Raw genomic sequence first — 25,490 nt, 5'->3', positions numbered from 1 at the left:
GTTGGCCGTCGCGTTTTTTTGCCGCCTGCTCCCTGCTTACAGACAAGAGCAGGCGGTTTATTTTGTGAGACTGGCAACCCCCCCAGGACGCGAATCACACAGTATGTGCGCTAATTAACCATACAAACGATTAAATGTGAATGTCTTTTGAGTGTTTTTTTATTTGATATCGAGTGTATTCTGAGTTTGCCAAGGAAAATCAAACTGATATCACCGCAACCTCCGGGGCATCATCTATAATCCAGCACGGGTCCTCGCGCAGATTTGCCACGCTCGCGGTCAACATCAAAAAAGCCAAGGTTGTCATGAAGAAAACGCCAAATTACATCGATGCAATCAGCGCGTTGCTCACTCTTAAAGGGGTTGGCGACAGAAAACATGCCTCCACGATGGCCAACATACTGAACCTTCAGTACAACAGCGCCAAGCAGAAGCTGGATGGTAAAAGGGGCATCACCCTCGACGAAGTCAGAAAGGTGTTTCAGTACTTCAACGAGCCATTCGCCGGCCAAAGAACGCATAACGGCGTTTTTATCATGAACAGCATTCACAAACGCTGTAAGGTTGAAGTCGACGAACACCCGGTGACACAGCTGGACGACGACGAAACCTACGCCTACAAAAAAGATGACCTTTTCATCATCAATACCAGCCGGGATACGCAGGCCGACGTACCGCTGTACAGAGTCAACAAGATAGACTTTCTGCCGGCGCCGCGCATCGCGATCCTGGACAACGACAGCGATATCCTCGAGCTGTTGAAGAAAATCGCCTGCCGCTACGGCATTGAGACCGAGACCTTTCAAACGGCGGATGCCATGCTGGCCGCACTTGAGCAACAGTCCTTTGAGGCGTTTATTCTGGACTGGCTGTTGGACTTCGGCGAAACCTCAGAACGCGTCGTGAAGAAAATAAAGGACACCCTCGATCCGCACGCGCGCATCATCATTCTGACCGGCCAGCTGAATCACTATGAGAAGAATATCGGCGATATGATCCTGCACTATGACGTGCACCTGGTGGAAAAACCGACCAAACCGCTGATTATCTCCTCACTGCTGCTGTCGAATTTATTCTTTAATTAGTTTGACCGGAATGCGGATGAAAAACGATGAACCAACGCCTTCGGTGGATTTGACTCTGATGGCGCCTTTCAGCGTCGTCACATAATTCTTGATAATGGTCAGCCCCAGCCCCAGCCCCTGCCGCGTTTCCCTTTCTACTCCCTGATTGAACGCCTTGTACAACCGTTCCAGATTATTAACGTTAAATCCGATGCCGTTGTCTTTGACCCATAAATACAGATTGCCATGGCACACCTTCACGTTGAGGATGATCGCGCCGTGGTGAGTAAATTTGTCCGCGTTGCTGAGCAGATTGGCCAATATTCGGTAGAGCTTGTATTTGTCGGAGCAAATCAAACCAACATAGGATGAACGACGCACCACGATGCGATTACCGCGCCCAGCGCTGATACTGGTCATGGCATCGTCCACCACCTCATGCAGCCGAAAGGTGGAAATATTGACGTTAACCTCCCCCATTTCAAACCGCGAATAATCCATCACCTCGCGCGTTTGTTCGGCGATCTTGTTGCCGTGGTAGGAGATCAGGCGGGCCTCCTTTTTGAGCTCTTCCTGCGCCAGCTCGTGCTCCATGATATCCGCGGCGATGACGATGGCCTGCGTCGAACCGGCGATTTCATGGTAGATGGATGAGATAAAGATGTTCTTGTTCTTGATGATCTCTTTTAACGAGAAGGCGTTTCTCACCACCAGGAACATCATCAGGAACACCAAAATCAGCGATAAGACGGCGAACATCTCGGCTTTTCTCGAATTATCCTGGATGATGCCTTTAACCTCGGTGAAGTTTTTAATTTGTATCCGATAAATAATCTCCTGGATATCGACCAACGTGCCCTCGATGTCATCCATATAAGCGAGGATATCCGCCTTGCTTTTCCGCCCTGCCAGCAAACCGACGGAAAGATCGCCCAGCGTTCGGTACTGTTGCTTCAGCAGAGCGACGTTCTTGATAAATTCGTCGTCGTAATAGAAAGAGTCGCTGAAGGTGGAGCGGCTCTCCAGGATTTGGATCTTCGAGTAAAATATTTTCTTTTTGATCAGGAAAGCGTCGTAGTCGTCGTTTTCACTGAGCAGCAGCGCAGTTTTGGTTCTTTCAAACGCCAGAAACAGGATTTCGGCCACCGAGTAGTTATCCAGATTGGGTTCGATCTGCTTATAGCGCTCTTTTACGCCACCGAAGTTAATGGCAATCAGCAAAATTAATAAGGAGAAGATGGCAACCAACGCGATAAGAGTACCGATCAGTTTCTTGCTCATCTCATTTAATCTCCAGCCGTTTGACTTGCCAGACGGTTTTCGCGTTCACGTCCAGGTTATTCAGCTCGGGGTATTGATCGCGCGGATAGATAATAGCGAACGGCCCCAGCTCCCCCACGTCGATCGGCTTACCGCCGCGCAGATAGGCGACAATCACGCGATATTTAATCATCTCGTCAATCGGCATCGAATAGGAATAGTCGTCCCACGCGAAGGCGCGCACCGACTTCCCTTGCAGATGGTACGCTTTCACCAGCTCCGAAAACTCAACGCCGGTGAACGCCTCTTCCGGGGTGAAATTGGTCGAGGTTTTAATCGTGTGCGACGGCATCGCCTCCAGCATCTGTCGGGTGACATTGATCTTCTCGCCGTCCGCCGGCTTCAGGTAAAAAGAGTCAACGGCCGCGTACAACGGTGCGCTGAACAGCGAAAGCAGCAGTAACGTCATCAATCCTTTGATTTTCATTATTCACCCTCTTTGCGTTTCACCAGCTCCGCCTGACCGAACTCATCCCGCCCGATCGCATCCCAACCGTGATGTTGATAAAAACCTTCGGCTTTAGAGCCGGGATCGGTGGTTAAGTGAATGGCTTCGGCGCCGTGCTCAAACATCCAGGCAGTGACGCGCGCCAGCAAGGCAGAACCCATTCCCATTGATTGGTATTCCGGCTTCACGAACAGTCCGCCGATCAACGGTTCGGGGATGAACAACCCGAATCCAACGCCGGCATAGTCCTCGCCATACTTGCAGATCCAGCCACCGCCCTGGTTGATGTCTTCCAGCGCCTGCTTGCGCTGCAGATACTGGATCTGATGCGGATGCAGCAGGTTCTCTTCGACGGAAAAGCGGATCTCATACAGGTAAGGCAGGTGTTTCGCCGTCAGTTTTTCGAAGGTAATGAGGCTGTCCATGTTTTGTGCTGTCCTTGGTTGTCAGGTAAAAAGCGCCGGTCAATTTCTGCTGTAACCATAGTAGCAAAGTTTGTCATAACCCGGCGCGAGGCGAAAAAAAACCGCCCCCGAGGGAGCGGTTTATCTGGCGATGGGCCCGGCGTAGCGGGCCCACGGCGCGGATGACGATTACTCGTCGTCGCTGCCGCCCAGACCTGCGTTGAGCAGTTCGGCCAGGTTCGCGGTCGCTTCTTCCGCGCTGACTTGCGGAACAACCGGCGCTTCGCCCTGAGCACGACGACGCATGCGATCCTGATGATAAGCGTAACCGGTACCGGCTGGGATCAGACGGCCCACGATGACGTTCTCTTTCAGGCCACGCAGTTCGTCGCGCTTGCCGGCTACGGCAGCTTCGGTCAGAACGCGCGTCGTTTCCTGGAACGATGCGGCGGAGATGAAGGACTCGGTCGCCAAGGAAGCCTTGGTGATACCCAGCAGATCGCGCGAGAAGGTTGCCGGGATCTTACCTTCAGCTTCCAGCTGACGGTTGGCAATCTTGACGCGAGACACTTCAGCCTGCTCGCCTTCCAGGAACTCGGAGCCACCAGCGCTAACGATAGTGCCTTTACGCAGCATCTGACGAACGATAACTTCGATGTGCTTATCGTTAATCTTAACGCCTTGCAGACGGTAAACTTCCTGCACTTCGTTGGTGATGTAGCGGGTAACCGCATGCACGCCACGCAGACGCAGAATGTCGTGCGGAGACTCTGGGCCGTCGGAGACGACGTCGCCACGTTCCACCACTTCGCCTTCGAACACGTTGAGCTGACGCCATTTCGGAATCATCTCTTCGTAAGCGTCGCTGCCGTCCAGCGGAGAAATCACCAGGCGACGTTTGCCTTTGGTCTCTTTACCGAACGAGATAATCCCGCTGATTTCAGCCAGGATTGCCGGCTCTTTCGGACGACGCGCTTCGAACAGGTCGGCAACGCGCGGCAGACCACCGGTAATATCCTTGGTACCGCCGGATTCCTGAGGAATACGCGCCAGGGTATCACCCGCACCGATCTGAATGCCGTCTTCCAGCTGAACGATCGCTTTGCCCGGCAGGAAGTATTGAGCAGGCATATCAGTACCTGGGATCAATACGTCTTCGCCCTTAGCGTCAACGATTTTCAGTGCCGGACGCAGGTCTTTACCGCTACCGGTACGCTCTGCGCTGTCCAGGACAACCAGAGAAGACAAACCGGTCAGTTCGTCGGTCTGACGAGTAATCGTCTGGCCGTCGACCATGTCGGCGAAGCGAATGAAGCCGCTGACTTCACTGATGACCGGCATGGTGTGCGGATCCCAGTTAGCAACGGTTTCGCCGCCGTTAACTTCTTCACCGTCGCCTTTGCCCATCACGGCGCCGTAAGGCACCTTGTAGCTTTCTTTGGTACGGCCGAATTCGTCGATCAGTTTCAGTTCGGTGTTACGCGAGGTGATCACCAGCTTGCCTGCGGCGTTCATAACGAACTTCGCGTTGCTCAGCTTGATGCTACCCTTGTTTTTCACCTGAATGCTGGATTCAGCAGCCGCACGAGATGCCGCACCACCGATGTGGAACGTACGCATCGTCAGCTGTGTACCCGGCTCACCGATGGACTGTGCCGCGATAACGCCGATGGCTTCACCTTTGTTGATGATGTGGCCACGTGCCAGGTCGCGACCGTAGCAGTTTGCACACACACCGAAGTCGGTTTCACAGCTCACCACGGAACGGACTTTAACGCTGTCGACAGAGTTCTCTTCCAACAGGTCACACGCCTTCTCGTTCAGCAGGGTGTTGCGCGGCACCAGAATGTCCGCCGTACCCGGCTTGAGGACGTCTTCTGCCGTCACACGGCCCAGAACGCGTTCACGCAGCGGCTCTTTCACATCGCCACCTTCGATAACCGGAGTCATCAGGATGCCGTCGTGGGTGCCACAGTCGTCTTCGGTCACCACCAGGTCCTGCGCCACGTCAACCAGACGACGGGTCAGATAACCGGAGTTCGCGGTTTTCAGTGCGGTATCCGCCAGACCTTTACGAGCACCGTGAGTGGAGATGAAGTACTGGAGTACGTTCAGACCTTCACGGAAGTTCGCGGTGATTGGCGTTTCGATGATGGAGCCGTCCGGCTTCGCCATCAGACCACGCATACCGGCCAGCTGACGAATCTGAGCGGCGGAACCACGCGCACCGGAGTCGGCCATCATAAAGATGCTGTTGAAGGAAACTTGCTGTTCCACTTCGCCGTCACGGTTAACCACGTCTTCTACCGACAGGTTTTCCATCATCGCTTTCGCAACGCGTTCGTTCGCGGCAGCCCAGATATCGATCACTTTGTTGTAGCGTTCGCCGGCGGTCACCAGACCAGACTGGAACTGCTCCTGGATCTCGGCAACTTCGGTTTCCGCTTCTTCGATGATCTCCGCCTTCTTGGCCGGGATAACCATGTCGTCGATACCTACGGAAGCGCCGGAACGGGCTGCGTAAGCAAAGCCGGTGTACATGATCTGGTCAGCAAAGATAACGGTCGGCTTCAGGCCCAGGATGCGGTAACAGGTGTTCAGCATCTTGGAGATCGCTTTCTTGCCCAAAGGCTGGTTAACGATCGCGTACGGCAGACCTTTCGGTACGATCATCCACAGGATGGCGCGGCCGATGGTGGTGTCGATGATGCTGGTCTGAGAGGTCCACTCGCCTTCGGCGTTCTTGACGTCTTCGGTGATACGCACTTTAACGCGCGCATGCAGCGACGCCAGGCCGGCGCGGTAAACACGCTCAGCTTCTTTGGAACCGTTCAGCACCATGCCTTCGCCTTTGGCGTTAACACAGTCGCGGGTCATGTAGTACAGACCCAGTACAACGTCCTGAGAAGGAACGATGATTGGCTCGCCGTTCGCTGGGGACAGGATGTTGTTGGTGGACATCATCAGCGCACGCGCTTCCAGCTGGGCTTCCAGCGTCAGCGGTACGTGAACGGCCATCTGGTCACCATCGAAGTCGGCGTTATATGCCGCACAAACCAGCGGATGCAGCTGGATCGCTTTACCTTCGATCAGAACCGGTTCAAACGCCTGGATACCCAAACGGTGCAGGGTTGGTGCACGGTTCAGCAGTACCGGGTGTTCGCGAATCACTTCGTCCAGGATATCCCAAACGACGGCTTCTTCACGCTCAACCATTTTCTTGGCGGCTTTGATGGTGGTGGCCAGGCCACGCAGCTCCAATTTGCCGTAGATGAACGGTTTGAACAGCTCCAACGCCATCTTCTTAGGCAGACCGCACTGATGCAGACGCAGGTATGGACCTACGGTGATAACGGAACGGCCTGAGTAGTCAACGCGTTTACCGAGCAGGTTCTGACGGAAACGACCCTGCTTACCTTTGATCATGTCGGCCAAAGATTTCAGAGGGCGTTTGTTGGAACCGGTGATCGCACGACCGCGACGGCCGTTATCCAGCAGGGCGTCTACCGCTTCTTGCAGCATACGCTTTTCGTTGCGCACGATGATGTCCGGCGCAGCCAGATCCAGCAGGCGTTTCAGACGGTTGTTACGGTTGATCACGCGGCGATACAGATCGTTCAGATCCGACGTCGCGAAACGACCGCCATCCAGCGGAACCAGCGGGCGCAGATCCGGCGGCAGTACCGGCAGCACGGTCAGGATCATCCACTCCGGCTTGTTACCGGACTGTACGAACGCTTCCAGCAGCTTGATACGCTTGGTCAGCTTCTTGCGCTTGGTTTCGGAGTTGGTTTCGTTCAGCTCTTCACGCAGCTGCTCGCACTCGGCTTCCAGATCCATGTTTTTCAACAGGGCCTGAATGGCTTCCGCACCCATCTTGGCGTCGAATTCGTCACCGAACTCTTCCAGCGCGTCCAGATACTGCTCTTCGGTCAGGATCTGACGACGCTCGAGGTTGGTCATACCGCCTTCGACCACCACATAGGATTCGAAGTACAGTACGCGTTCGATGTCACGCAGCGGCATATCCAGCAGCAAACCGATGCGGGATGGCAGCGATTTCAGGAACCAGATGTGCGCAGTCGGGGAAGCCAGCTCGATGTGGCCCATGCGCTCACGACGCACTTTGGTCTGGGTCACTTCAACGCCGCACTTCTCACAGATCACGCCGCGGTGTTTCAAGCGCTTGTACTTACCGCACAGGCACTCGTAATCTTTTACCGGCCCGAAGATACGGGCGCAGAAAAGGCCGTCACGCTCTGGTTTGAACGTACGGTAGTTAATGGTTTCCGGCTTCTTAACTTCACCGAACGACCACGAACGGATCATGTCTGGCGAGGCCAGAGCAATCTTGATCGCATCAAACTCTTCGGTCTTAGTTTGCGCTTTCAGAAACTTCAATAAGTCTTTCACGGATTGGCTCCTGTCGGAGTTAAACCTGTTGGGCACCCACAACCGCAGTAGGTACCCGTGTGACCTGAACAACCACCCTCAGGCTCCCTTAGGCGGGGAGCCTGAGCCGGAATGACGATTACTCGTCTTCCAGTTCGATGTTGATGCCGAGCGAGCGGATTTCTTTCAACAGTACGTTGAAGGATTCCGGCATGCCTGGCTCCATCCGGTGATCGCCATCCACGATGTTTTTGTACATCTTGGTACGGCCGTTAACGTCATCCGACTTAACGGTGAGCATTTCCTGCAGGGTATAAGCCGCGCCGTATGCTTCCAGTGCCCACACTTCCATCTCACCGAAGCGTTGACCACCGAACTGCGCTTTACCACCCAGAGGCTGCTGAGTAACCAAGCTGTAAGAACCGGTTGAACGGGCGTGCATTTTATCGTCAACCAAGTGGTTCAGTTTCAGCATGTACATATAGCCGACAGTAACCTGGCGCTCGAATTGCTCACCGGTACGGCCATCGAACAGCGTGATCTGACCGGAGGTCGGGATACCGCCCATTTCCAGCAGCTTCTTGATTTCAGTCTCTTTCGCACCGTCAAACACCGGCGTTGCGATCGGCATACCTTTTTTCAGGTTCTCTGCCAGACGCAGCACTTCGTCGTCGCTGAAGGTGTTCAGGTCAACTTTCTGGCAAACATCGTCGCCCAGATCGTAGGCCTTCTGGATGAACTCACGCAGCTTGGCCACTTCCTGCTGCTGCTTCAGCATCTGGTTGATCTTCTCACCGATGCCTTTCGCAGCCATACCCAGGTGGGTTTCCAGGATCTGACCGATGTTCATACGTGATGGTACGCCCAGCGGGTTCAGTACGATGTCTACCGGCGTGCCGTTTTCATCGTAAGGCATATCTTCGATCGGGTTGATCTTGGAGATAACACCCTTGTTACCGTGGCGGCCCGCCATCTTGTCACCCGGTTGGATCTGACGTTTAACGGCCAGATAAACCTTGACGATTTTCAGTACGCCCGGCGCCAGATCGTCGCCCTGAGTGATCTTACGACGCTTGGCTTCCAGCTTCTTCTCGAAGTCGGATTTCAGTTCGTCATACTGCTCAGCCAGCTGCTCCAGCTGGTTTTGCTTCTCTTCGTCGGTCAGGCCCAGTTCCAGCCAGCGATCGCGCGGCAGCTTGCTCAGCTTGTCGGCTTCGATGCCACCGGCAACCAGTACCGCGTGGATACGCGCAAACAGGCCGGCTTCCAGGATCTGCAGTTCTTCAGTCAGGTCTTTCTTCGCCTGCTTCAGCTGCATCTCTTCGATTTCCAACGCGCGCTTGTCTTTTTCCACGCCATCGCGGGTGAAGACCTGCACGTCGATAACCGTACCGGAAACGCCGTTCGGCACACGCAGAGAAGAGTCTTTAACGTCAGACGCTTTCTCACCGAAGATCGCACGCAACAGTTTCTCTTCCGGCGTCAGCTGGGTTTCGCCTTTAGGCGTTACCTTACCGACCAGGATGTCGCCGCCGGTCACTTCAGCACCGATATACACGATACCGGACTCATCCAGCTTGGAGAGCGCCGCTTCACCCACGTTAGGGATGTCGGCGGTGATCTCTTCAGGCCCCAGCTTGGTGTCGCGAGACACGCACGCCAGTTCCTGGATGTGGATGGTGGTGAAGCGATCTTCCTGCACCACGCGCTCGGAGACCAAGATGGAGTCTTCGAAGTTGTAGCCGTTCCAAGGCATGAACGCTACGCGCATGTTCTGGCCCAGCGCCAGTTCGCCCAGGTCTGTCGATGGGCCATCCGCCAGCACGTCGCCGCGCTCGATTGGCTCACCCAGATTCACACACGGCATCTGGTTGATGCAGGTGTTCTGGTTAGAACGGGTGTACTTGGTCAGGTTGTAAATATCGATACCTGCTTCGCCCGGGTACATCTCGTCTTCGTTAACTTTGATAACGATACGGGAAGCATCCACGTACTGGATCACACCGCCGCGTTTGGCAACGGCGGTTACGCCGGAGTCAACCGCTACAGCGCGTTCCATACCGGTACCGACCAGCGGCTTATCGGCGCGCAGGGTTGGTACGGCCTGACGTTGCATGTTCGCACCCATCAATGCACGGTTGGCGTCATCGTGTTCCAGGAATGGAATCAGTGAAGCACCAACGGAAACAACCTGCTGGGTGGATACGTCCATGTAGTCAACCTGGTCGCGGCTGAACAGGCTTGATTCGCCTTTGCTGCGGCAGGTGACCAGGTCTTCTACGAAGCGGCCTTCTTCATCCAGGTTGGAGTTCGCCTGGGCGATAACGAAGTTGCCTTCTTCAATAGCAGACAGGTAGTTGATTTCATCGGTCACCACGCCGTCACGCACGCGGCGGTACGGGGTTTCCAGGAAGCCATACTCGTTAGTCTGTGCGTACACGGACAGGGAGTTGATCAGACCGATGTTTGGACCTTCCGGCGTTTCGATTGGGCACACGCGGCCGTAGTGGGTCGGGTGTACGTCTCGAACTTCAAAGCCGGCGCGCTCACGGGTCAGACCGCCCGGGCCCAGTGCGGAGATACGACGCTTGTGCGTGATCTCGGACAACGGGTTGTTCTGGTCCATGAACTGGGACAGCTGGCTGGAGCCGAAGAACTCTTTCACCGCCGCCGAAATCGGTTTGGCGTTGATCATGTCCTGAGGCATCAGGGTATCCAGATCGCCCAGAGACAGACGCTCTTTCACCGCACGCTCAACACGCACCAGACCTACGCGGAACTGGTTCTCGGCCATTTCGCCGACGGAGCGGATACGACGGTTGCCCAAGTGGTCGATATCGTCCACTTCGCCCTTGCCGTTACGGATATCGATGAGCTTCTTCATCACTTCAATGATGTCGTCTTTGCTCAGGATGCCCGAACCTTCGATCTCGTCGCGCAGCAGAGAACGGTTGAACTTCATACGGCCAACCGCGGACAGATCGTAGCGGTCTTCGGAGAAGAACAGGTTCTCGAACAGGCTTTCGGCAGCTTCGCGCGTTGGCGGCTCACCAGGGCGCATCATGCGGTAGATTTCTACCAGCGAGCTCAGACGATCGTTGGTCGGATCGACACGCAGCGTTTCAGAGATGTACGCGCCGTGGTCCAGATCGTTGGTGAACAGCGTTTCGATGCGCTTGTGGCCGGACTGGCTCAGCTTGGCCAGCAGATCCAGCGACAGCTCCATGTTGGCTGCGCAGATCAGTTCGCCGGTATTGGTATCGATATAGTCTTTCGCGACCACTTTGCCCGCGATGTACTCTACCGGTACTTCAATGCTCTGAATGTCGTCTTTTTCCAGCTGACGGATATGACGAGCGGTGATGCGACGGCCTTTCTCTACGTAGATCTTGCCGTTGGCTTCGATATCGAACGAAGCGGTCTCACCACGCAGGCGCTCTGGCACCAGCTCCATCTGCAGCTTGTTGTCGCGGATTTCGAAGACGATCTTGTCAAAGAACAGGTCGAGGATCTGTTCAGTGGTGTAGTTCAGCGCGCGCAGAATGATGGTCGCAGGCAGTTTGCGGCGACGGTCAATACGCACGAACAGGTTGTCTTTCGGATCGAACTCGAAGTCCAACCATGAACCGCGGTAAGGGATGATGCGTGCGTTGTACAGCACTTTACCCGAGGAGTGGGTTTTACCCTTATCGCTGTCGAAGAATACGCCAGGACTACGGTGCAACTGAGATACGATAACCCTCTCAGTACCGTTGATCACAAAGGTGCCGTTTTCGGTCATGAGCGGAATTTCGCCCATGTAGACTTCTTGTTCCTTGATGTCTTTGACCGTACCTTCAGGCGCTTCGCGCTCATAGATAACCAGGCGCAGTTTTACGCGCAGCGGTGCAGAGAACGTCACACCACGGATCTGGCACTCTTTGACGTCGAAGACCGGCTCACCAAGACGGTAGCTAACGTATTGCAGCTCCGAATTGCCACTGTAGCTCTGGATAGGGAAAACAGAACGGAATGCGGCTTCAAGGCCGTACTGCCCTTCTGGATCTTGCTCGATAAACTTCTGGAACGAGTCAAGCTGGATAGAAAGGAGATATGGTATGTCCAGCACTTGTGGACGTTTACCAAAATCCTTACGAATACGTTTTTTCTCGGTATAGGAGTAAACCATAGGGTTCCTCAGCTCGCTGATCAGTGACCCAATCTGTCCGTCCGATTAGGGACAGTTCATGCAACACCGTTTTGTCGACCGGAAAGCGGGAACACTTTCCGCAATATCTCTTGCTATCACGCTTAAACCATTTCATCGCGCCTTCCCCCAGAACTCCTGGTAGTGCAAAGACCGCGGTATATTAAGTCGTCGATAGAAACAAACATTGGGAGGCGAAACCAGCAGCCAAACAGTGTGAAACGCTACTGGCGCCCTACAGCGCAAAAAGGCTGGTGACTAAAAAGTCACCAGCCATCAGCCTAAAAGACTAGGCTGCAACCGGAAGGGTTGGCTTATTTAACTTCAACTTCTGCGCCAGCTTCTTCCAGAGATTTTTTCAGAGCTTCTGCGTCATCTTTGCTCACGCCTTCTTTCAGAGCGGCTGGAGCAGATTCAACCAGGTCTTTAGCTTCTTTCAGACCCAGGCCGGTAGCGCCACGTACTGCTTTGATAACAGCAACTTTGTTAGCGCCTGCAGCTTTCAGGATAACGTCGAATTCAGTTTTCTCTTCAGCAGCTTCAGCTGGGCCAGCAGCTACAGCTACAGCAGCAGCAGCAGAAACGCCGAATTTTTCTTCCATAGCGGAAACCAGTTCAACAACATCCATTACGGACATAGCGGCAACTGCTTCCAGGATTTGGTCTTTAGTGATAGACATAACAATTGTTCCTAAAATTCAGAAATAGTTTAAATACGTTAGCAAAGGCTAAGAAAGAGTGGCTTACGCCGCTTCTTTCTGATCGCGTACTGCAGCCAGAGTGCGAACCAGTTTGCCGGCAGCGGCTTCTTTCATGGTTGCCATCAGGCGTGCGATCGCTTCTTCGTAAGTTGGCAGCGTCGCCAGGCGGTCGATTTGCGCCGCTGGGATCAGCTCACCTTCAAAGGCCGCAGCTTTAACCTCGAATTTTGCATTCGCTTTCGCGAACTCTTTGAACAGACGAGCAGCAGCGCCCGGGTGTTCGTGAGAGAATGCAATCAAGGTTGGACCGACAAACGTGTCTTTCAGGCATTCGAATGGAGTGCCTTCAACTACGCGACGCATCAGGGTGTTGCGAACAACACGCATGTAAACGCCAGCTTCACGACCTGCTTTACGCAGTTCAGTCATTTTATCTACGGTAACGCCGCGGGAATCCGCAACAACCGCAGACAGCGCGCCTTTGGCTACTTCGCTGACTTCAGCAACAATCGCTTGTTTGTCTTGAAGATTTAATGCCATTAGCTTTTTGCTCCTGGATTAGCCGGGGAAAATCCCCCGGAACTCACTTCACTCGGCGCTTTGTAAAACGCCACGCCGAGCGGCTTAACACGGTGAGCAGAATCCAGCAAAGACATTCTTTTATAAAAAAGAAAAATTTTCTTAGGCTCTGTCACCGTCTACGCAGGAAGGATTAAGTATCTTGCGATACACCTGCGGTCTTGGACGGAGGCCTGGATAGGCCAGGCTCCAACCGAAAAATCTTTGTTTTGCCTACGGCATAGCCAATAGCAAAACCTTGGGGCATAAGATTCTAGACAAATCTCGGCCCCAAGTCAAAGCGATAATCGCAAGTGCGATTAGTTCGCTGCGGCAGACAGACCGCTTTGATCGATAGCAACGCCAGCACCCATGGTGGTGGAGAGGCTAACTTTCTTGATGTACATGCCTTTCGCCTGAGAAGGTTTTGCTTTTTTCAGCGCAACCAGCAGGGCTTCCAGGTTTTCTTTCAGTTTGTCTGCGTCGAAATCAACCTTACCGATAGTGGTATGGATGATGCCGTTTTTGTCGTTACGGTAGCGAACCTGACCTGCTTTAGCGTTTTTCACTGCTTCAGCAACGTTCGGAGTAACGGTACCCACTTTCGGGTTTGGCATCAGGCCGCGTGGACCCAGGATCTGGCCCAGTTGACCTACAACGCGCATTGCATCCGGGGAAGCAATAACAACGTCGAAGTTCATTTCGCCTTTCTTGATCTGCTCAGCCAGATCGTCCATACCTACCAGCTCTGCGCCGGCAGCTTTCGCTGCTTCAGCGTTAGCGCCTTGGGTAAATACGGCAACGCGAACGGAACGACCGGTGCCGTGTGGCAGAACGGTAGCGCCACGAACGTTTTGGTCAGATTTACGAGCGTCGATGCCGAGGTTAACGGCAACGTCAACGCTTTCTACGAATTTAGCGGTGGCCAGCTCTTTCAGCAGAGCAACAGCTTCAGTGATGTCATACTGTTTAGTAGCATCAACTTTGTCACGGATCACGCGCATGCGCTTGGTCAGCTTAGCCATCTCTTAATCCTCCACTACCAGGCCCATGGAACGAGCGGTACCTTCGATGGAGCGAGTCATCGCTTCAACGTCAGAACCAGTCATGTCCGCAGCTTTGGTTTCTGCGATTTCACGTACCTGAGCACGGGTCACTTTACCTACTTTGTCTTTGTTCGGCTTACCGGAACCAGACTTGATACCAGCCGCTTTTTTCAGCAGAACTGCTGCTGGCGGGGTTTTGGTAACGAAAGTGAAGGAGCGATCAGAATAAACGGTGATAACAACCGGAATCGGCAGACCTTTCTCAACGCTGTCAGTTTTAGCGTTGAATGCCTTACAGAATTCCATGATGTTAACGCCCTGCTGACCCAGAGCTGGACCCACTGGTGGGCTCGGGTTAGCCATACCAGCTGCAACTTGCAGCTTAACGTAGGCTTGTACTTTCTTAGCCATTTAAATTTCCTCGGTTTGGGTAGTATCGCCTCGTGAGAGGCTCCCCGTGTTTAACCTCGCCAGACAAACATCAGGCAAGGCATCTAAAAACAAAAGGCGCGAAATTGTAGTTCAATTTCGCGCCTTTGACAAGCGGCAACGGACCGCTTATTGCTGATTATTCGATCAGCCTTTTTCAACCTGGCTGAAGTCCAGTTCCACCGGCGTTGCACGGCCGAAGATGGAAACGGAAACTTTCAGGCGGCTCTTCTCGTAATCGACTTCTTCGACCACGCCGTTGAAATCGGCAAACGGGCCGTCGTTGACGCGCACCAGCTCGCCCGGCTCGAACAGCGTTTTCGGACGCGGTTTGTCACCGACCTGCTGCAGGCGGTTCATGATCGCATCAACTTCTTTATCGCTGATCGGCGCAGGACGGTCAGACGTACCGCCGATGAACCCCATGACACGCGGTACGCTGCGCACCAGGTGCCAGCTGGCGTCATTCATCACCATCTGCACCAGCACGTAGCCAGGGAAGAATTTACGCTCGCTCTTGCGACGCTGGCCACCACGGATTTCAACCACTTCTTCCGTAGGCACCATCACTTCGCCGAACAGCTCTTCCATATCGTGCAGTTTGATGTGTTCACGCAGCGATTGCGCTACGCGACCTTCAAAACCGGAAAACGCCTGAACGACGTACCAACGTTTTTTTGGAGCTTCAGACATTTTAGAACCTCAGGCCAGTAATAAACGACACCAGACGGACCAGAATACCATCCAGCCCCCACAGAATCAGTGACATCACGGCGGTTACCGCGGCAACGATCAACGTGGTGTGTAGCGTTTCCTGACGAGTTGGCCAAATCACTTTACGTACTTCGGTACGCGCTTCGCGGGCAAACGCAACGGTAGCTTTGCCTTTGGTGGTCATCAGAGCCACTGCACCTGCAACGGCGATGATCAGCACAACTGCCAGCGCGCGCAATGGCAGGCTTAAATCACGGTAGTAATAGTTACCGACAATAGCCACAACCAACAGAACGGCGACGATCAGCCACTTTGCCGCTTCCAGGCCGCGTCCGCTCCCTTGAGCCTCGGTATTCGCACTCATAAACCAACCTGTCACAATGATGATTCAGAACAAACAACTTTGCCTCGCATTGCGAGGCAAACCAAACCGATCGGATACCGCACTAGCGATATCCCGGTGTTTTACGCCATGACGTATTCAGTCAATACGGTTTAAGAGCCCATCTCACCAATGATTATGACTGCAAAATCGCTGATGAGATAGGTTCTAGTTCACAGCGTAGAAAAAGGGCATCAAATGATGCCCTTTTACCGCGTGTCGCGTCAAACTTTATCAGCGATTAAGCGATAACTTTAGCAACAACACCAGCGCCTACAGTACGGCCGCCTTCACGGATTGCGAAACGCAGACCGTCGTCCATCGCGATTGGGTGAATCAGGGTTACAACCATGTTCACGTTGTCGCCTGGCATTACCATCTCTACGCCTTCTGGCAGTTCGATGGTACCGGTCACGTCAGTAGTACGGAAGTAGAACTGTGGACGGTAGCCTTTGAAGAATGGCGTGTGACGACCACCTTCATCTTTGCTCAGGATGTACACTTCAGATTCGAACTGGGTGTGCGGCTTGATGGAGCCTGGTTTAGCCAGTACCTGACCACGTTCGATTTCTTCACGTTTGATACCACGCAGCAGAACACCTACGTTCTCACCAGCACGGCCTTCGTCCAGCAGTTTGCGGAACATTTCAACGCCAGTACAGGTAGACTTAACGGTGTCTTTGATACCAACGATTTCAACTTCTTCGCCAACTTTGATGATACCGCGCTCAACACGACCGGTAACAACGGTACCACGACCGGAGATGGAGAATACGTCTTCGATTGGCAGCAGGAACGGCTTGTCGATAGCACGCTCTGGCTCTGGGATGTAGCTGTCCAGGGCTTCCGCCAGTTCGATGATTTTCGCTTCCCACTCAGCTTCGCCTTCCAGCGCTTTCAGCGCGGAACCGCGGATCACTGGCAGGTCGTCGCCTGGGAAGTCGTACGCGGACAGCAGTTCGCGAACTTCCATTTCTACCAGTTCCAGCAGCTCTTCATCATCAACCATGTCGCATTTGTTCATGAATACGATGATGAAAGGAACGCCAACCTGACGACCCAGCAGGATGTGCTCACGGGTCTGAGGCATTGGGCCGTCAGTCGCAGCAACTACCAGGATCGCGCCGTCCATCTGAGCAGCACCGGTGATCATGTTTTTCACGTAGTCGGCGTGCCCTGGGCAGTCAACGTGCGCGTAGTGGCGAGTCGGGGTGTCATACTCAACGTGAGAGGTGTTGATGGTGATACCACGAGCTTTTTCTTCTGGCGCGTTATCGATCTGGTCGAAAGCACGTGCAGAACCGCCGTAGGTTTTAGCCAGTACGGTAGTGATCGCTGCAGTCAGGGTAGTTTTACCGTGGTCAACGTGGCCGATAGTACCGACGTTAACGTGCGGTTTTGTACGTTCAAACTTTTCTTTAGACATCGATTGTCCCTCTAAGACACGGATAAATCGGTGGTATCACCACATCAACCAAGCATTTGCTCGTTGAATCCAGAACAGAAAGAAAATCAGGGGGCGAGAAATTAAGAAGTGGTGCTGATAGGCAGATTCGAACTGCCGACCTCACCCTTACCAAGGGTGCGCTCTACCAACTGAGCTATATCAGCACATCTTGGAGCGGGCAGTGGGAATCGAACCCACATCATCAGCTTGGAAGGCTGAGGTAATAGCCATTATACGATGCCCGCATCCTGGAACTCGGCTACCTGATTTTTCTGTAGAATTTTGGGGATAGAGCAGGATTGTTCATCACTCGGCTCGTATCCTTCGGGCCGGCTGCGCCTCGCGCTGCACAACTCGAACCTTGCCGAAGGCTTTCGCCCTCTCCTCCCGCCATCAACCGTTGCGGTGTTTATCGCATCTCAGTTAATCGCCGAAGGCAAGATTTGGTGGTGGGGGAAGGATTCGAACCTTCGAAGTCTGTGACGGCAGATTTACAGTCTGCTCCCTTTGGCCGCTCGGGAACCCCACCAGATTTTAACTACTTGTGACTTGAATGGTGCCGGCTACCGGAATCGAACTGGTGACCTACTGATTACAAGTCAGTTGCTCTACCTACTGAGCTAAGCCGGCATCAAGTGCAGCGCATTCTAGGTAGAGCGGGCGACCTATGCAACAAAAAAATTGCTTTACGCGCACTTTCGCTCATAAATCAGTCAATTTTGCATGCTGTCATGCAATTCGCAGCCTGTGGCGTGCAAACATTCATCACTTGCGGCAATCATTCTCTACAATTTTATCCACTTTTTGCAAGCTTTGAACGCCCCTTTCTCCGTGTCGGGCTTCTCAAAACACGTAACCCACGACGGTAAACCGTGAGCGGGATCGATGCACCAAAAAGAGGATGGCTGCCCTGGTTCGTGGCGTGAACTACACTTATTCCTCGCCCTTTCGCCGTGGCTATGCCTTTCGTCGCTCTGGCGCAGTTATTGCTTATCTTCATTACCCCCATATCTGGAGGAATGACCGATGAAAATAGTGCCTATCAACGCCGCTACGCTCCCGATTTATCGCGATGAATTGGCTCGCCTGTTGACCGATGCGGTCACCCACGGCGCTTCAGTGGGCTACGACACCTTAATCCCGCATGAAGACGCCGAGAGTTACTTCCACAGCCTGCGTCCGGCCTTGGCCAAGGGTGAGCTGCTATTGTGGATTGCCCGCGACGAACGCGGCGTCGTTGGCACCGTTCAACTCGAGCTCTGCCAGAAACCGAATGGCCGTAATCGTGCGGAGGTAGTGAAACTGCTGGTTCATAGCCGCGCTCGTCGTAACGGCGTAGGCCTGGCGCTAATGAAGACGTTGGAGCAAGCGGCACTGCAACAGCAGCGCGGGCTACTGTATCTGGATACTCAGGCCGGTTCGGCGGCAGAAGCACTTTATCGCAGTCTGGGCTATCGCTGCCTGGGTGAAATGCCTGACTATGCGGCCGGACCCGATGGCTATTACCACTCAACCGTCATTTATTACAAACGTCTGTTCACCGTGACCCCGTCTTCACGCGCTATCGCCAGCTAACCTTCAGGCGGTATCCTGACGCCATGATACCGCCTTGCAACCCCGCTTTATCAACTGCGCGCCGCTTCGCACAATTGACATAAACTGCTGCCTATCGACAACTTTTGCGAAAAAAGTCTACGCCAAAAACGAAGCTGTCTATAATATGCAGCTTGTTTATTCTCTGGAGTTGGCGTCCGGCGCCTTTCCCAACCTGCGTTAACAGGCAGAATTTGGCTTATGATAAAAAGAGATCAATCTTTAGCAACGCCTTACCTACAGTTCGATCGTACCCAGTGGGCTGCGTTGCGAGATTCGGTGCCGCTGACGTTGTCGGAAGAAGAGATCGTTAAACTGAAAGGGATTAACGAAGATCTCTCGTTGGAAGAAGTTGCGCAGATTTATCTGCCGCTGTCACGACTGTTGAACTTCTATATCAGTTCCAACCTGCGCCGGCAGGCGGTACTGGAACAATTCCTCGGCACCGACGGGCAAAAGATTCCCTATGTCATCGGCATCGCCGGCAGCGTAGCCGTCGGCAAGAGCACGACCGCACGTCTGTTGCAGGCGCTGCTGAGCCGCTGGCCGGAACACCGCAGCGTTGAGCTGATCACGACCGACGGCTTCTTGCATCCAAACAAGGTGCTGAACGAACGCGGTTTGATGAAGAAAAAAGGCTTCCCGCAGTCTTACGATATGCATAGCCTGGTGAAGTTCGTGTCGGAAGTGAAATCCGGCGCCAAACGTGTCACCGCCCCGGTTTATTCCCATTTGATCTATGACGTTGTGCCCGAAGGTAATAAAGTCATCGAACAGCCGGACATTCTTATCCTGGAAGGGCTTAACGTATTGCAAAGCGGTATGGATTATCCTCACGATCCGCATCGCGTATTCGTTTCCGACTTCGTCGACTTCTCTATATATGTCGATGCGCCGGAGACGCTATTGCAAAGCTGGTATATCAACCGTTTCCTGAAATTCCGTCAGGGCGCATTTTCCAATCCTGATTCTTATTTCCATAATTATTCAAAATTGCCGGAACCGGAGGCGATTAATATTGCCACACAATTATGGAATGAAATCAATGGATTGAATTTGCAGCAGAACATACTGCCTACCCGCGAACGCGCGAGCCTGATTATGACCAAAAGCGCCAACCATGCCGTTGAAAGCGTGCGTTTAAGAAAATAAGCCTACCGAACGATCAAGGGGACGCTGCCGTCCCCTTGTCTTTTCTCACTATTCCGCGCTGCGCAGCGATATCTCTCCGCCGATAAAGGGTTTGATTTCCCCTTCTTGTTCCAGCAGGAGTGCACCTTGCGCGTCGATACCCCGGGCGATACCCACAATCTGTCGCTCGCCAATCAGCAGTTTGACCGGTCTGTCGATAAAATTATCCAGCGTGCGCCAACGGCCAATGAATGGCGCCAGCCCATCTATCTCGAATTGTTTTAAGGACTGCCGCAATTCATTAAGCAGAGTGGCGGTCAGCTCATTACGATCGATGTTAATACCGGCTTCTTGCAGGTTGATCCAACCTTGGTTGATCCCACTCGCATTGGTATCCCGCATCGCCAAATTAATGCCGGCGCCGATGACCAACTGAGCCGCGTCGCCGGTTTTCCCCGTCAACTCGACCAAGATCCCTGCCAATTTACGATCGTTCAGGTAAAGATCGTTGGGCCATTTGACTCGCACATCTTTAGCGCCAAGACGCTGCAAGACCTCCGCCATCACCATGCCGATCACCAGGCTCAGCCCCATCGCCGCAGCCGGCCCCTGTTCCAATCGCCAAAACATCGACAGGTATAAATTGGCGCCAAACGGCGAAATCCACTGACGCCCACGACGACCGCGGCCGGCCAGTTGGTACTCAGCGATGCAGGCGTCGCCAGATTGCAGCGTTTCGATACGATCCAGCAAATATTGATTGGTAGAGTCTACGACCGGCAGCACGGTAACTCGCTTGTCGTCCAGCCCTCTAAGAATGCGTTCCGCCTCCAATAGCTGCATGGGAGCAGGCAAGCTGTATCCTTTCCCCGGTACAGTAAAGACATCCAGCCCCCACTCGCGAACGGTTTGAATATGCTTATTGATCGCGGCACGGCTCATGCCCAATGACTCACCGAGCTGTTCCCCGGAATGGAATTCACCGTCGGCCAATAGCGCGATCAGTTTTAACGGGACCTTGGTATCTCTCATGACAGCACCACCACAGCGTTCAATTCGCCAGTTGCGCCAATGAAACGCACCTCAGGTTCCAGCCATACGCCAAATTTATCGGCCACAGTCTTACGGACATGGCGCGCCAGAGCCACCACATCCTGACTATGCGCATTATCGATATTCACCAGCACCAGCGCCTGCTGGCGGTGTACGGCTGCGCCACCGATGCGATACCCCTTCAGTTCGCACTGATCGATCAGCCAGCCAGCGGCCAGCTTCACCTGACCATCCTGCTGCGGATAATGCGGCATGCCGGGATATTGTGTGATGAGTTCTGCGGCTTTCCCCGCGTTCACCAGCGGATTCTTGAAGAAACTGCCGGCATTACCGGTTTCGCGCGGGTCCGGCAGCTTGCTGCGGCGCATGGCACATACGGACTCGAATACCTGAAGTGGCGTCACCGTGGCGGGATCCAGCTTGGCCAGATCGCCATAGCTCAACTTGGGTTGCCACTGCTTGCTCAGACGCAGACCCAGCCCGACAATGGCATGCCCAGTTTGGAAGCGATGTTTGAAAATGCTTTCCCGATAGCCGAAACCACAATCGGCTGCCGGAATGCGATCGATGGCACCCGTAGAGAAGTCCAGCAGGTCGACATACTCACAGACATCTTTCAATTCGACGCCATAGGCACCGATATTCTGGATAGGCGCGGAGCCGGCCAATCCAGGAATCAACGCCAGGTTCTCCAACCCGCAGATCCCGGCCTGCAGCGTATATTGCACCAGATCGTGCCAATTCTCACCGGCGCTGACATGGAGATACCAGGCATCGTTATCTTCTCGAACATCGATGCCCTTCAGTTGGTTAACCATGACCGTACCCGAAAAGTCTTCCAGGAACAGTACGTTGCTACCTTCACCGAGAATCAGCAGCGGCTCCTGACGCTTGCGCGTTTGTTGCCAGACTTTGAGCATCAACTCAATTCTATCGGCGATGACCAGGTGCGCTGCGTTGACCGGGAGCGCAAAAGTATTGTGGTTTTTTAAAGACGCGCTTTCAGTAGACATAACGTTCAGTACCCATGCGGAAATAATCTTTTGCTTAGTCTACTCGATTCGAAGCGTCTGGCTAATATTTGTTTTAATTAACGTGAAATTTATCGAGTAATGCACTGAAGAATTAGGATTTATCTTTGATATAACAGGATAATTCTTATCAACATGTTCATAAATAGGCATTTTTATTATTTAAATAATAATCTTAATCTATCAATTATATATTGAGCTGGTTATTCTCCTGCTCAAAAGCATTATACGTGCTTATGTAAATAAGCAACGTCCGCTGAAATAGGTATTTTTSTAAGCAATAGATACGATCAGGGGATTTATTTTACGCATAGCAAAAAGCCCTGAACGTCAGTTCAGGGCTTTCGGCTTTATTTGATGCCTGGCAGTGTCCTACTCTCGCATGGGGAGACCCCACACTACCATCGGCGCTACGGCGTTTCACTTCTGAGTTCGGCATGGGGTCAGGTGGGACCACCGCGCTATTGCCGCCAGGCAAATTCTGTTTCATTCCAACCGCTTCACTTCCATGAAGCCATCAGAACCAATCTTGGAACGTCGCTGAAAATCTCTCTAAAAACACCTTCGGTGTTGTAAGGTTAAGCCTCACGGATCATTAGTACTGGTTAGCTCAATGCATCGCTGCACTTACACACCCAGCCTATCAACGTCTTAGTCTTAAACGTTCCTTCAGGGGCCTTGAAGGCCCAGGGAAGACTCATCTTGAGGCAAGTTTCGCGCTTAGATGCTTTCAGCGCTTATCTTTTCCGCACTTAGCTACCGGGCAATGCCATTGGCATGACAACCCGAACACCAGTGGTGCGTTCACTCCGGTCCTCTCGTACTAGGAGCAACCCCTCTCAATCTTCCAACGCCCACGGCAGATAGGGACCGAACTGTCTCACGACGTTCTAAACCCAGCTCGCGTACCACTTTAAATGGCGAACAGCCATACCCTTGGGACCTACTTCAGCCCCAGGATGTGATGAGCCGACATCGAGGTGCCAAACACCGCCGTCGATATGAACTCTTGGGCGGTATCAGCCTGTTATCCCCGGAGTACCTTTTATCCGTTGAGCGATGGCCCTTCCATTCAGAACCACCGGATCACTAAGACCTACTTTCGTACCTGCTCGAGCCGTCACTCTCGCAGTCAAGCTAGCTTATGCCTTTGCACTAACCTCACGATGTCCGACCGTGATTAGCTAACCTTCGTGCTCCTCCGTTACTCTTTGGGAGGAGACCGCCCCAGTCAAACTACCCACCAGACACTGTCCTCACCCCAGATTATGGGGCCGAGTTAGAACATCAAACATTAAAGGGTGGTATTTCAAGGATGGCTCCACGCAGACTGGCGTCCACGCTTCAAAGCCTCCCACCTATCCTACACATCAAGGCTCAATGTTCAGTGTCAAGCTATAGTAAAGGTTCACGGGGTCTTTCCGTCTTGCCGCGGGTACACTGCATCTTCACAGCGAGTTCAATTTCACTGAGTCTCGGGTGGAGACAGCCTGGCCATCATTACGCCATTCGTGCAGGTCGGAACTTACCCGACAAGGAATTTCGCTACCTTAGGACCGTTATAGTTACGGCCGCCGTTTACTGGGGCTTCGATCAAGAGCTTCGCCTTGCGGCTGACCCCATCAATTAACCTTCCAGCACCGGGCAGGCGTCACACCGTATACGTCCACTTTCGTGTTTGCACAGTGCTGTGTTTTTATTAAACAGTTGCAGCCAGCTGGTATCTTCGACTGGCTTCAGCTCCATCCGCAAGGGACTTCACCTACATGCCAGCGTGCCTTCTCCCGAAGTTACGGCACCATTTTGCCTAGTTCCTTCACCCGAGTTCTCTCAAGCGCCTTGGTATTCTCTACCTGACCACCTGTGTCGGTTTGGGGTACGATTTAATGTTACCTGGAGCTTAGAGGATTTTCCTGGAAGCAGGGCATCAACTACTTCTGCACCGTAGTGCATCGTCATCACGCCTCAGGGTTAGTATGCAACCGGATTTACCAGGTCACACCCCCTACACGCTTAAACCGGGACAACCGTCGCCCGGCCAGCCTAGCCTTCTCCGTCCCCCCTTCGCAGTAACACCAAGTACAGGAATATTAACCTGTTTCCCATCGACTACGCTTTTCAGCCTCGCCTTAGGGGTCGACTCACCCTGCCCCGATTAACGTTGGACAGGAACCCTTGGTCTTCCGGCGAGCGGGCTTTTCACCCGCTTTATCGTTACTTATGTCAGCATTCGCACTTCTGATACCTCCAGCAACCCTCACAGGCCACCTTCAACGGCTTACAGAACGCTCCCCTACCCAACAACGCCTAAGCGTCGCTGCCGCAGCTTCGGTGCATGGTTTAGCCCCGTTACATCTTCCGCGCAGGCCGACTCGACCAGTGAGCTATTACGCTTTCTTTAAATGATGGCTGCTTCTAAGCCAACATCCTGGCTGTCTATGCCTTCCCACATCGTTTCCCACTTAACCATGACTTTGGGACCTTAGCTGGCGGTCTGGGTTGTTTCCCTCTTCACGACGGACGTTAGCACCCGCCGTGTGTCTCCCGTGATAACATTCTTCGGTATTCGGAGTTTGCATCGGTTTGGTAAGCCGGGATGGCCCCCTAGCCGAAACAGTGCTCTACCCCCGAAGATGAGTTCACGAGGCGCTACCTAAATAGCTTTCGGGGAGAACCAGCTATCTCCCGGTTTGATTGGCCTTTCACCCCCAGCCACAAGTCATCCGCTAATTTTTCAACATTAGTCGGTTCGGTCCTCCAGTTAGTGTTACCCAACCTTCAACCTGCCCATGGCTAGATCACCGGGTTTCGGGTCTATACCTTGCAACTAGTCGCCCAGTTAAGACTCGGTTTCCCTACGGCTCCCCTATACGGTTAACCTTGCTACAAAATATAAGTCGCTGACCCATTATACAAAAGGTACGCAGTCACACCACGAAGGTGCTCCCACTGCTTGTACGTACACGGTTTCAGGTTCTATTTCACTCCCCTCGCCGGGGTTCTTTTCGCCTTTCCCTCACGGTACTGGTTCACTATCGGTCAGTCAGGAGTATTTAGCCTTGGAGGATGGTCCCCCCATATTCAGACAGGATGTCACGTGTCCCGCCCTACTCATCGAACTCACGACCTGTGCATTTTAGTGTACGGGGCTATCACCCTTTGCTGCGCGACTTTCCAGACGCTTCCACTAACACACAAGCCGATTCAGGTTCTGGGCTCCTCCCCGTTCGCTCGCCGCTACTGGGGGAATCTCGGTTGATTTCTTTTCCTCGGGGTACTTAGATGTTTCAGTTCCCCCGGTTCGCCTCATGCCACTATGTATTCATGACATGATAGTGTGTCGAAACACACTGGGTTTCCCCATTCGGGTATCGCCGGTTATAACGGTTCATATCACCTTACCGACGCTTTTCGCAGATTAGCACGCCCTTCATCGCCTCTGACTGCCTAGGCATCCACCGTGTACGCTTAGTCACTTAACCTCACAACCCGAAGATGTTTCCATCGTTCGCGCTGCAAACATTTGAGAGACTCTATGACAGGTTACTCTTCATCCCAATACATCTACGGAGGGATAAATTTCAGCCGTCA

At 53.3% G+C, this 25,490-nt stretch carries 17 protein-coding genes, 4 tRNA genes, 2 rRNA genes and 1 other RNA gene; 3 read left to right on the top strand and 21 right to left on the bottom strand.

Annotated elements, in window-relative coordinates; all coding sequences use genetic code 11:
• Nucleotides 1-389 precede the first annotated feature (389 nt).
• Entirely contained in the window at nt 390-1,085 is a 696-nt protein-coding gene (locus tag EDY99_RS22670) for a response regulator (protein WP_033644361.1), read from the top strand.
• Here EDY99_RS22670 and EDY99_RS22665 read toward each other — a convergent pair.
• The 17 genes from EDY99_RS22665 to EDY99_RS22585 all read right to left on the bottom strand — a co-directional run bounded on the left by EDY99_RS22665 (nt 1,071) and on the right by EDY99_RS22585 (nt 17,721).
• Nucleotides 1,071-2,345 carry a sensor histidine kinase KdpD gene (locus tag EDY99_RS22665; protein WP_033644360.1) on the bottom strand — a complete coding sequence of 425 codons (1,275 nt, stop codon included), beginning with the start codon at nt 2,343-2,345 and terminating at the stop codon, nt 1,071-1,073. The genes EDY99_RS22670 and EDY99_RS22665 overlap by 15 nt on opposite strands.
• Nucleotide 2,346: 1 nt before the next feature.
• Nucleotides 2,347-2,811, bottom strand: a complete 465-nt coding sequence (locus EDY99_RS22660; protein ID WP_033644359.1) for an oxidoreductase — start codon at nt 2,809-2,811, stop codon at nt 2,347-2,349.
• Nucleotides 2,811-3,257: an N-acetyltransferase gene (locus EDY99_RS22655; protein WP_123062077.1), complete on the bottom strand. Its 447-nt coding sequence runs from the start codon at nt 3,255-3,257 to the stop codon at nt 2,811-2,813. The genes EDY99_RS22660 and EDY99_RS22655 overlap by 1 nt, the downstream gene beginning before the upstream one ends.
• Before the next feature lie 168 nt (nt 3,258-3,425).
• Complete coding sequence (gene rpoC, locus EDY99_RS22650; protein WP_033644357.1) at nt 3,426-7,649, bottom strand: DNA-directed RNA polymerase subunit beta'; 4,224 nt, start codon at nt 7,647-7,649, stop codon at nt 3,426-3,428.
• 118 nt (nt 7,650-7,767) lie between these two features.
• Entirely contained in the window at nt 7,768-11,796 is a 4,029-nt protein-coding gene (gene rpoB / locus EDY99_RS22645; protein ID WP_004929900.1) for a DNA-directed RNA polymerase subunit beta, read from the bottom strand.
• A 332-nt stretch (nt 11,797-12,128) separates the two neighbouring features.
• Nucleotides 12,129-12,494: a 50S ribosomal protein L7/L12 gene (rplL, locus tag EDY99_RS22640; RefSeq protein ID WP_004929903.1), complete on the bottom strand. Its 366-nt coding sequence runs from the start codon at nt 12,492-12,494 to the stop codon at nt 12,129-12,131.
• Nucleotides 12,495-12,557: 63 nt separating this feature from the next.
• Complete coding sequence (rplJ, locus tag EDY99_RS22635) at nt 12,558-13,055, bottom strand: 50S ribosomal protein L10 (protein WP_004929905.1); 498 nt, start codon at nt 13,053-13,055, stop codon at nt 12,558-12,560.
• Nucleotides 13,056-13,393: 338 nt separating this feature from the next.
• Nucleotides 13,394-14,098: a 50S ribosomal protein L1 gene (gene rplA, locus EDY99_RS22630; RefSeq protein WP_004929908.1), complete on the bottom strand. Its 705-nt coding sequence runs from the start codon at nt 14,096-14,098 to the stop codon at nt 13,394-13,396.
• 3 nt (nt 14,099-14,101) lie between these two features.
• Complete coding sequence (rplK, locus tag EDY99_RS22625; RefSeq protein WP_015376316.1) at nt 14,102-14,530, bottom strand: 50S ribosomal protein L11; 429 nt, start codon at nt 14,528-14,530, stop codon at nt 14,102-14,104.
• 165 nt (nt 14,531-14,695) lie between these two features.
• Nucleotides 14,696-15,241 (bottom strand): transcription termination/antitermination protein NusG, encoded by a 546-nt coding sequence (nusG, locus tag EDY99_RS22620; protein WP_004929914.1) that lies wholly within the window; start codon nt 15,239-15,241, stop codon nt 14,696-14,698.
• 1 nt (nt 15,242) lies between these two features.
• The gene (gene secE / locus EDY99_RS22615) at nt 15,243-15,626 is read right to left on the bottom strand and encodes a preprotein translocase subunit SecE (protein WP_004929916.1); all 384 of its coding nucleotides are present in this window, start codon (nt 15,624-15,626) and stop codon (nt 15,243-15,245) included.
• 259 nt (nt 15,627-15,885) lie between these two features.
• Nucleotides 15,886-17,070 carry an elongation factor Tu gene (gene tuf / locus EDY99_RS22610; RefSeq protein ID WP_015376315.1) on the bottom strand — a complete coding sequence of 395 codons (1,185 nt, stop codon included), beginning with the start codon at nt 17,068-17,070 and terminating at the stop codon, nt 15,886-15,888.
• Nucleotides 17,071-17,179: 109 nt separating this feature from the next.
• A tRNA-Thr gene (locus tag EDY99_RS22605) sits at nt 17,180-17,255 on the bottom strand.
• Between the two features lie 6 nt (nt 17,256-17,261).
• Nucleotides 17,262-17,336, bottom strand: a tRNA-Gly gene (locus EDY99_RS22600).
• A gap of 37 nt (nt 17,337-17,373) precedes the next feature.
• A non-coding RNA gene (locus EDY99_RS22595) (RtT sRNA) lies at nt 17,374-17,489 on the bottom strand.
• Nucleotides 17,490-17,535: 46 nt separating this feature from the next.
• Nucleotides 17,536-17,620 (bottom strand) — tRNA-Tyr (locus tag EDY99_RS22590).
• A gap of 25 nt (nt 17,621-17,645) precedes the next feature.
• Nucleotides 17,646-17,721, bottom strand: a tRNA-Thr gene (locus tag EDY99_RS22585).
• Nucleotides 17,722-18,117: 396 nt separating this feature from the next.
• Here EDY99_RS22585 and EDY99_RS22580 point away from each other — a divergent pair.
• Together EDY99_RS22580 and coaA are read left to right on the top strand one after the other, a co-directional pair.
• Nucleotides 18,118-18,666: a GNAT family N-acetyltransferase gene (locus tag EDY99_RS22580; protein WP_033644356.1), complete on the top strand. Its 549-nt coding sequence runs from the start codon at nt 18,118-18,120 to the stop codon at nt 18,664-18,666.
• Between the two features lie 219 nt (nt 18,667-18,885).
• On the top strand, nt 18,886-19,836 hold the full coding sequence (gene coaA, locus EDY99_RS22575; protein WP_025304936.1) for a type I pantothenate kinase: 951 nt from the start codon (nt 18,886-18,888) through the stop codon (nt 19,834-19,836).
• Nucleotides 19,837-19,884: 48 nt separating this feature from the next.
• On the opposite strand, the gene birA is transcribed toward coaA, so the two are convergent.
• The 4 genes from birA to EDY99_RS22555 form a co-directional block, all read right to left on the bottom strand.
• A complete protein-coding gene (gene birA / locus EDY99_RS22570; protein ID WP_033644354.1) occupies nt 19,885-20,847 on the bottom strand; it encodes a bifunctional biotin--[acetyl-CoA-carboxylase] ligase/biotin operon repressor BirA in 963 nt (320 codons plus the stop codon).
• Nucleotides 20,844-21,881 (bottom strand): UDP-N-acetylmuramate dehydrogenase, encoded by a 1,038-nt coding sequence (murB, locus tag EDY99_RS22565; protein ID WP_033644353.1) that lies wholly within the window; start codon nt 21,879-21,881, stop codon nt 20,844-20,846. The genes birA and murB overlap by 4 nt, the downstream gene beginning before the upstream one ends.
• 377 nt (nt 21,882-22,258) lie before the next feature.
• Nucleotides 22,259-22,374 (bottom strand): 5S ribosomal RNA (gene rrf / locus EDY99_RS22560).
• 99 nt (nt 22,375-22,473) lie between these two features.
• Nucleotides 22,474-25,381: ribosomal RNA gene (locus EDY99_RS22555) — 23S ribosomal RNA — on the bottom strand.
• Nucleotides 25,382-25,490 lie beyond the last annotated feature (109 nt).

Origin of the sequence: Serratia sp. LS-1 (assembly GCF_003719595.1) — a bacterium.
Lineage (GTDB): Bacteria > Pseudomonadota > Gammaproteobacteria > Enterobacterales > Enterobacteriaceae > Serratia > Serratia ureilytica.
The sequence above is the reverse complement of the archived record's forward strand: the minus strand, read 5'-3'. Positions and strand labels throughout refer to the sequence as shown.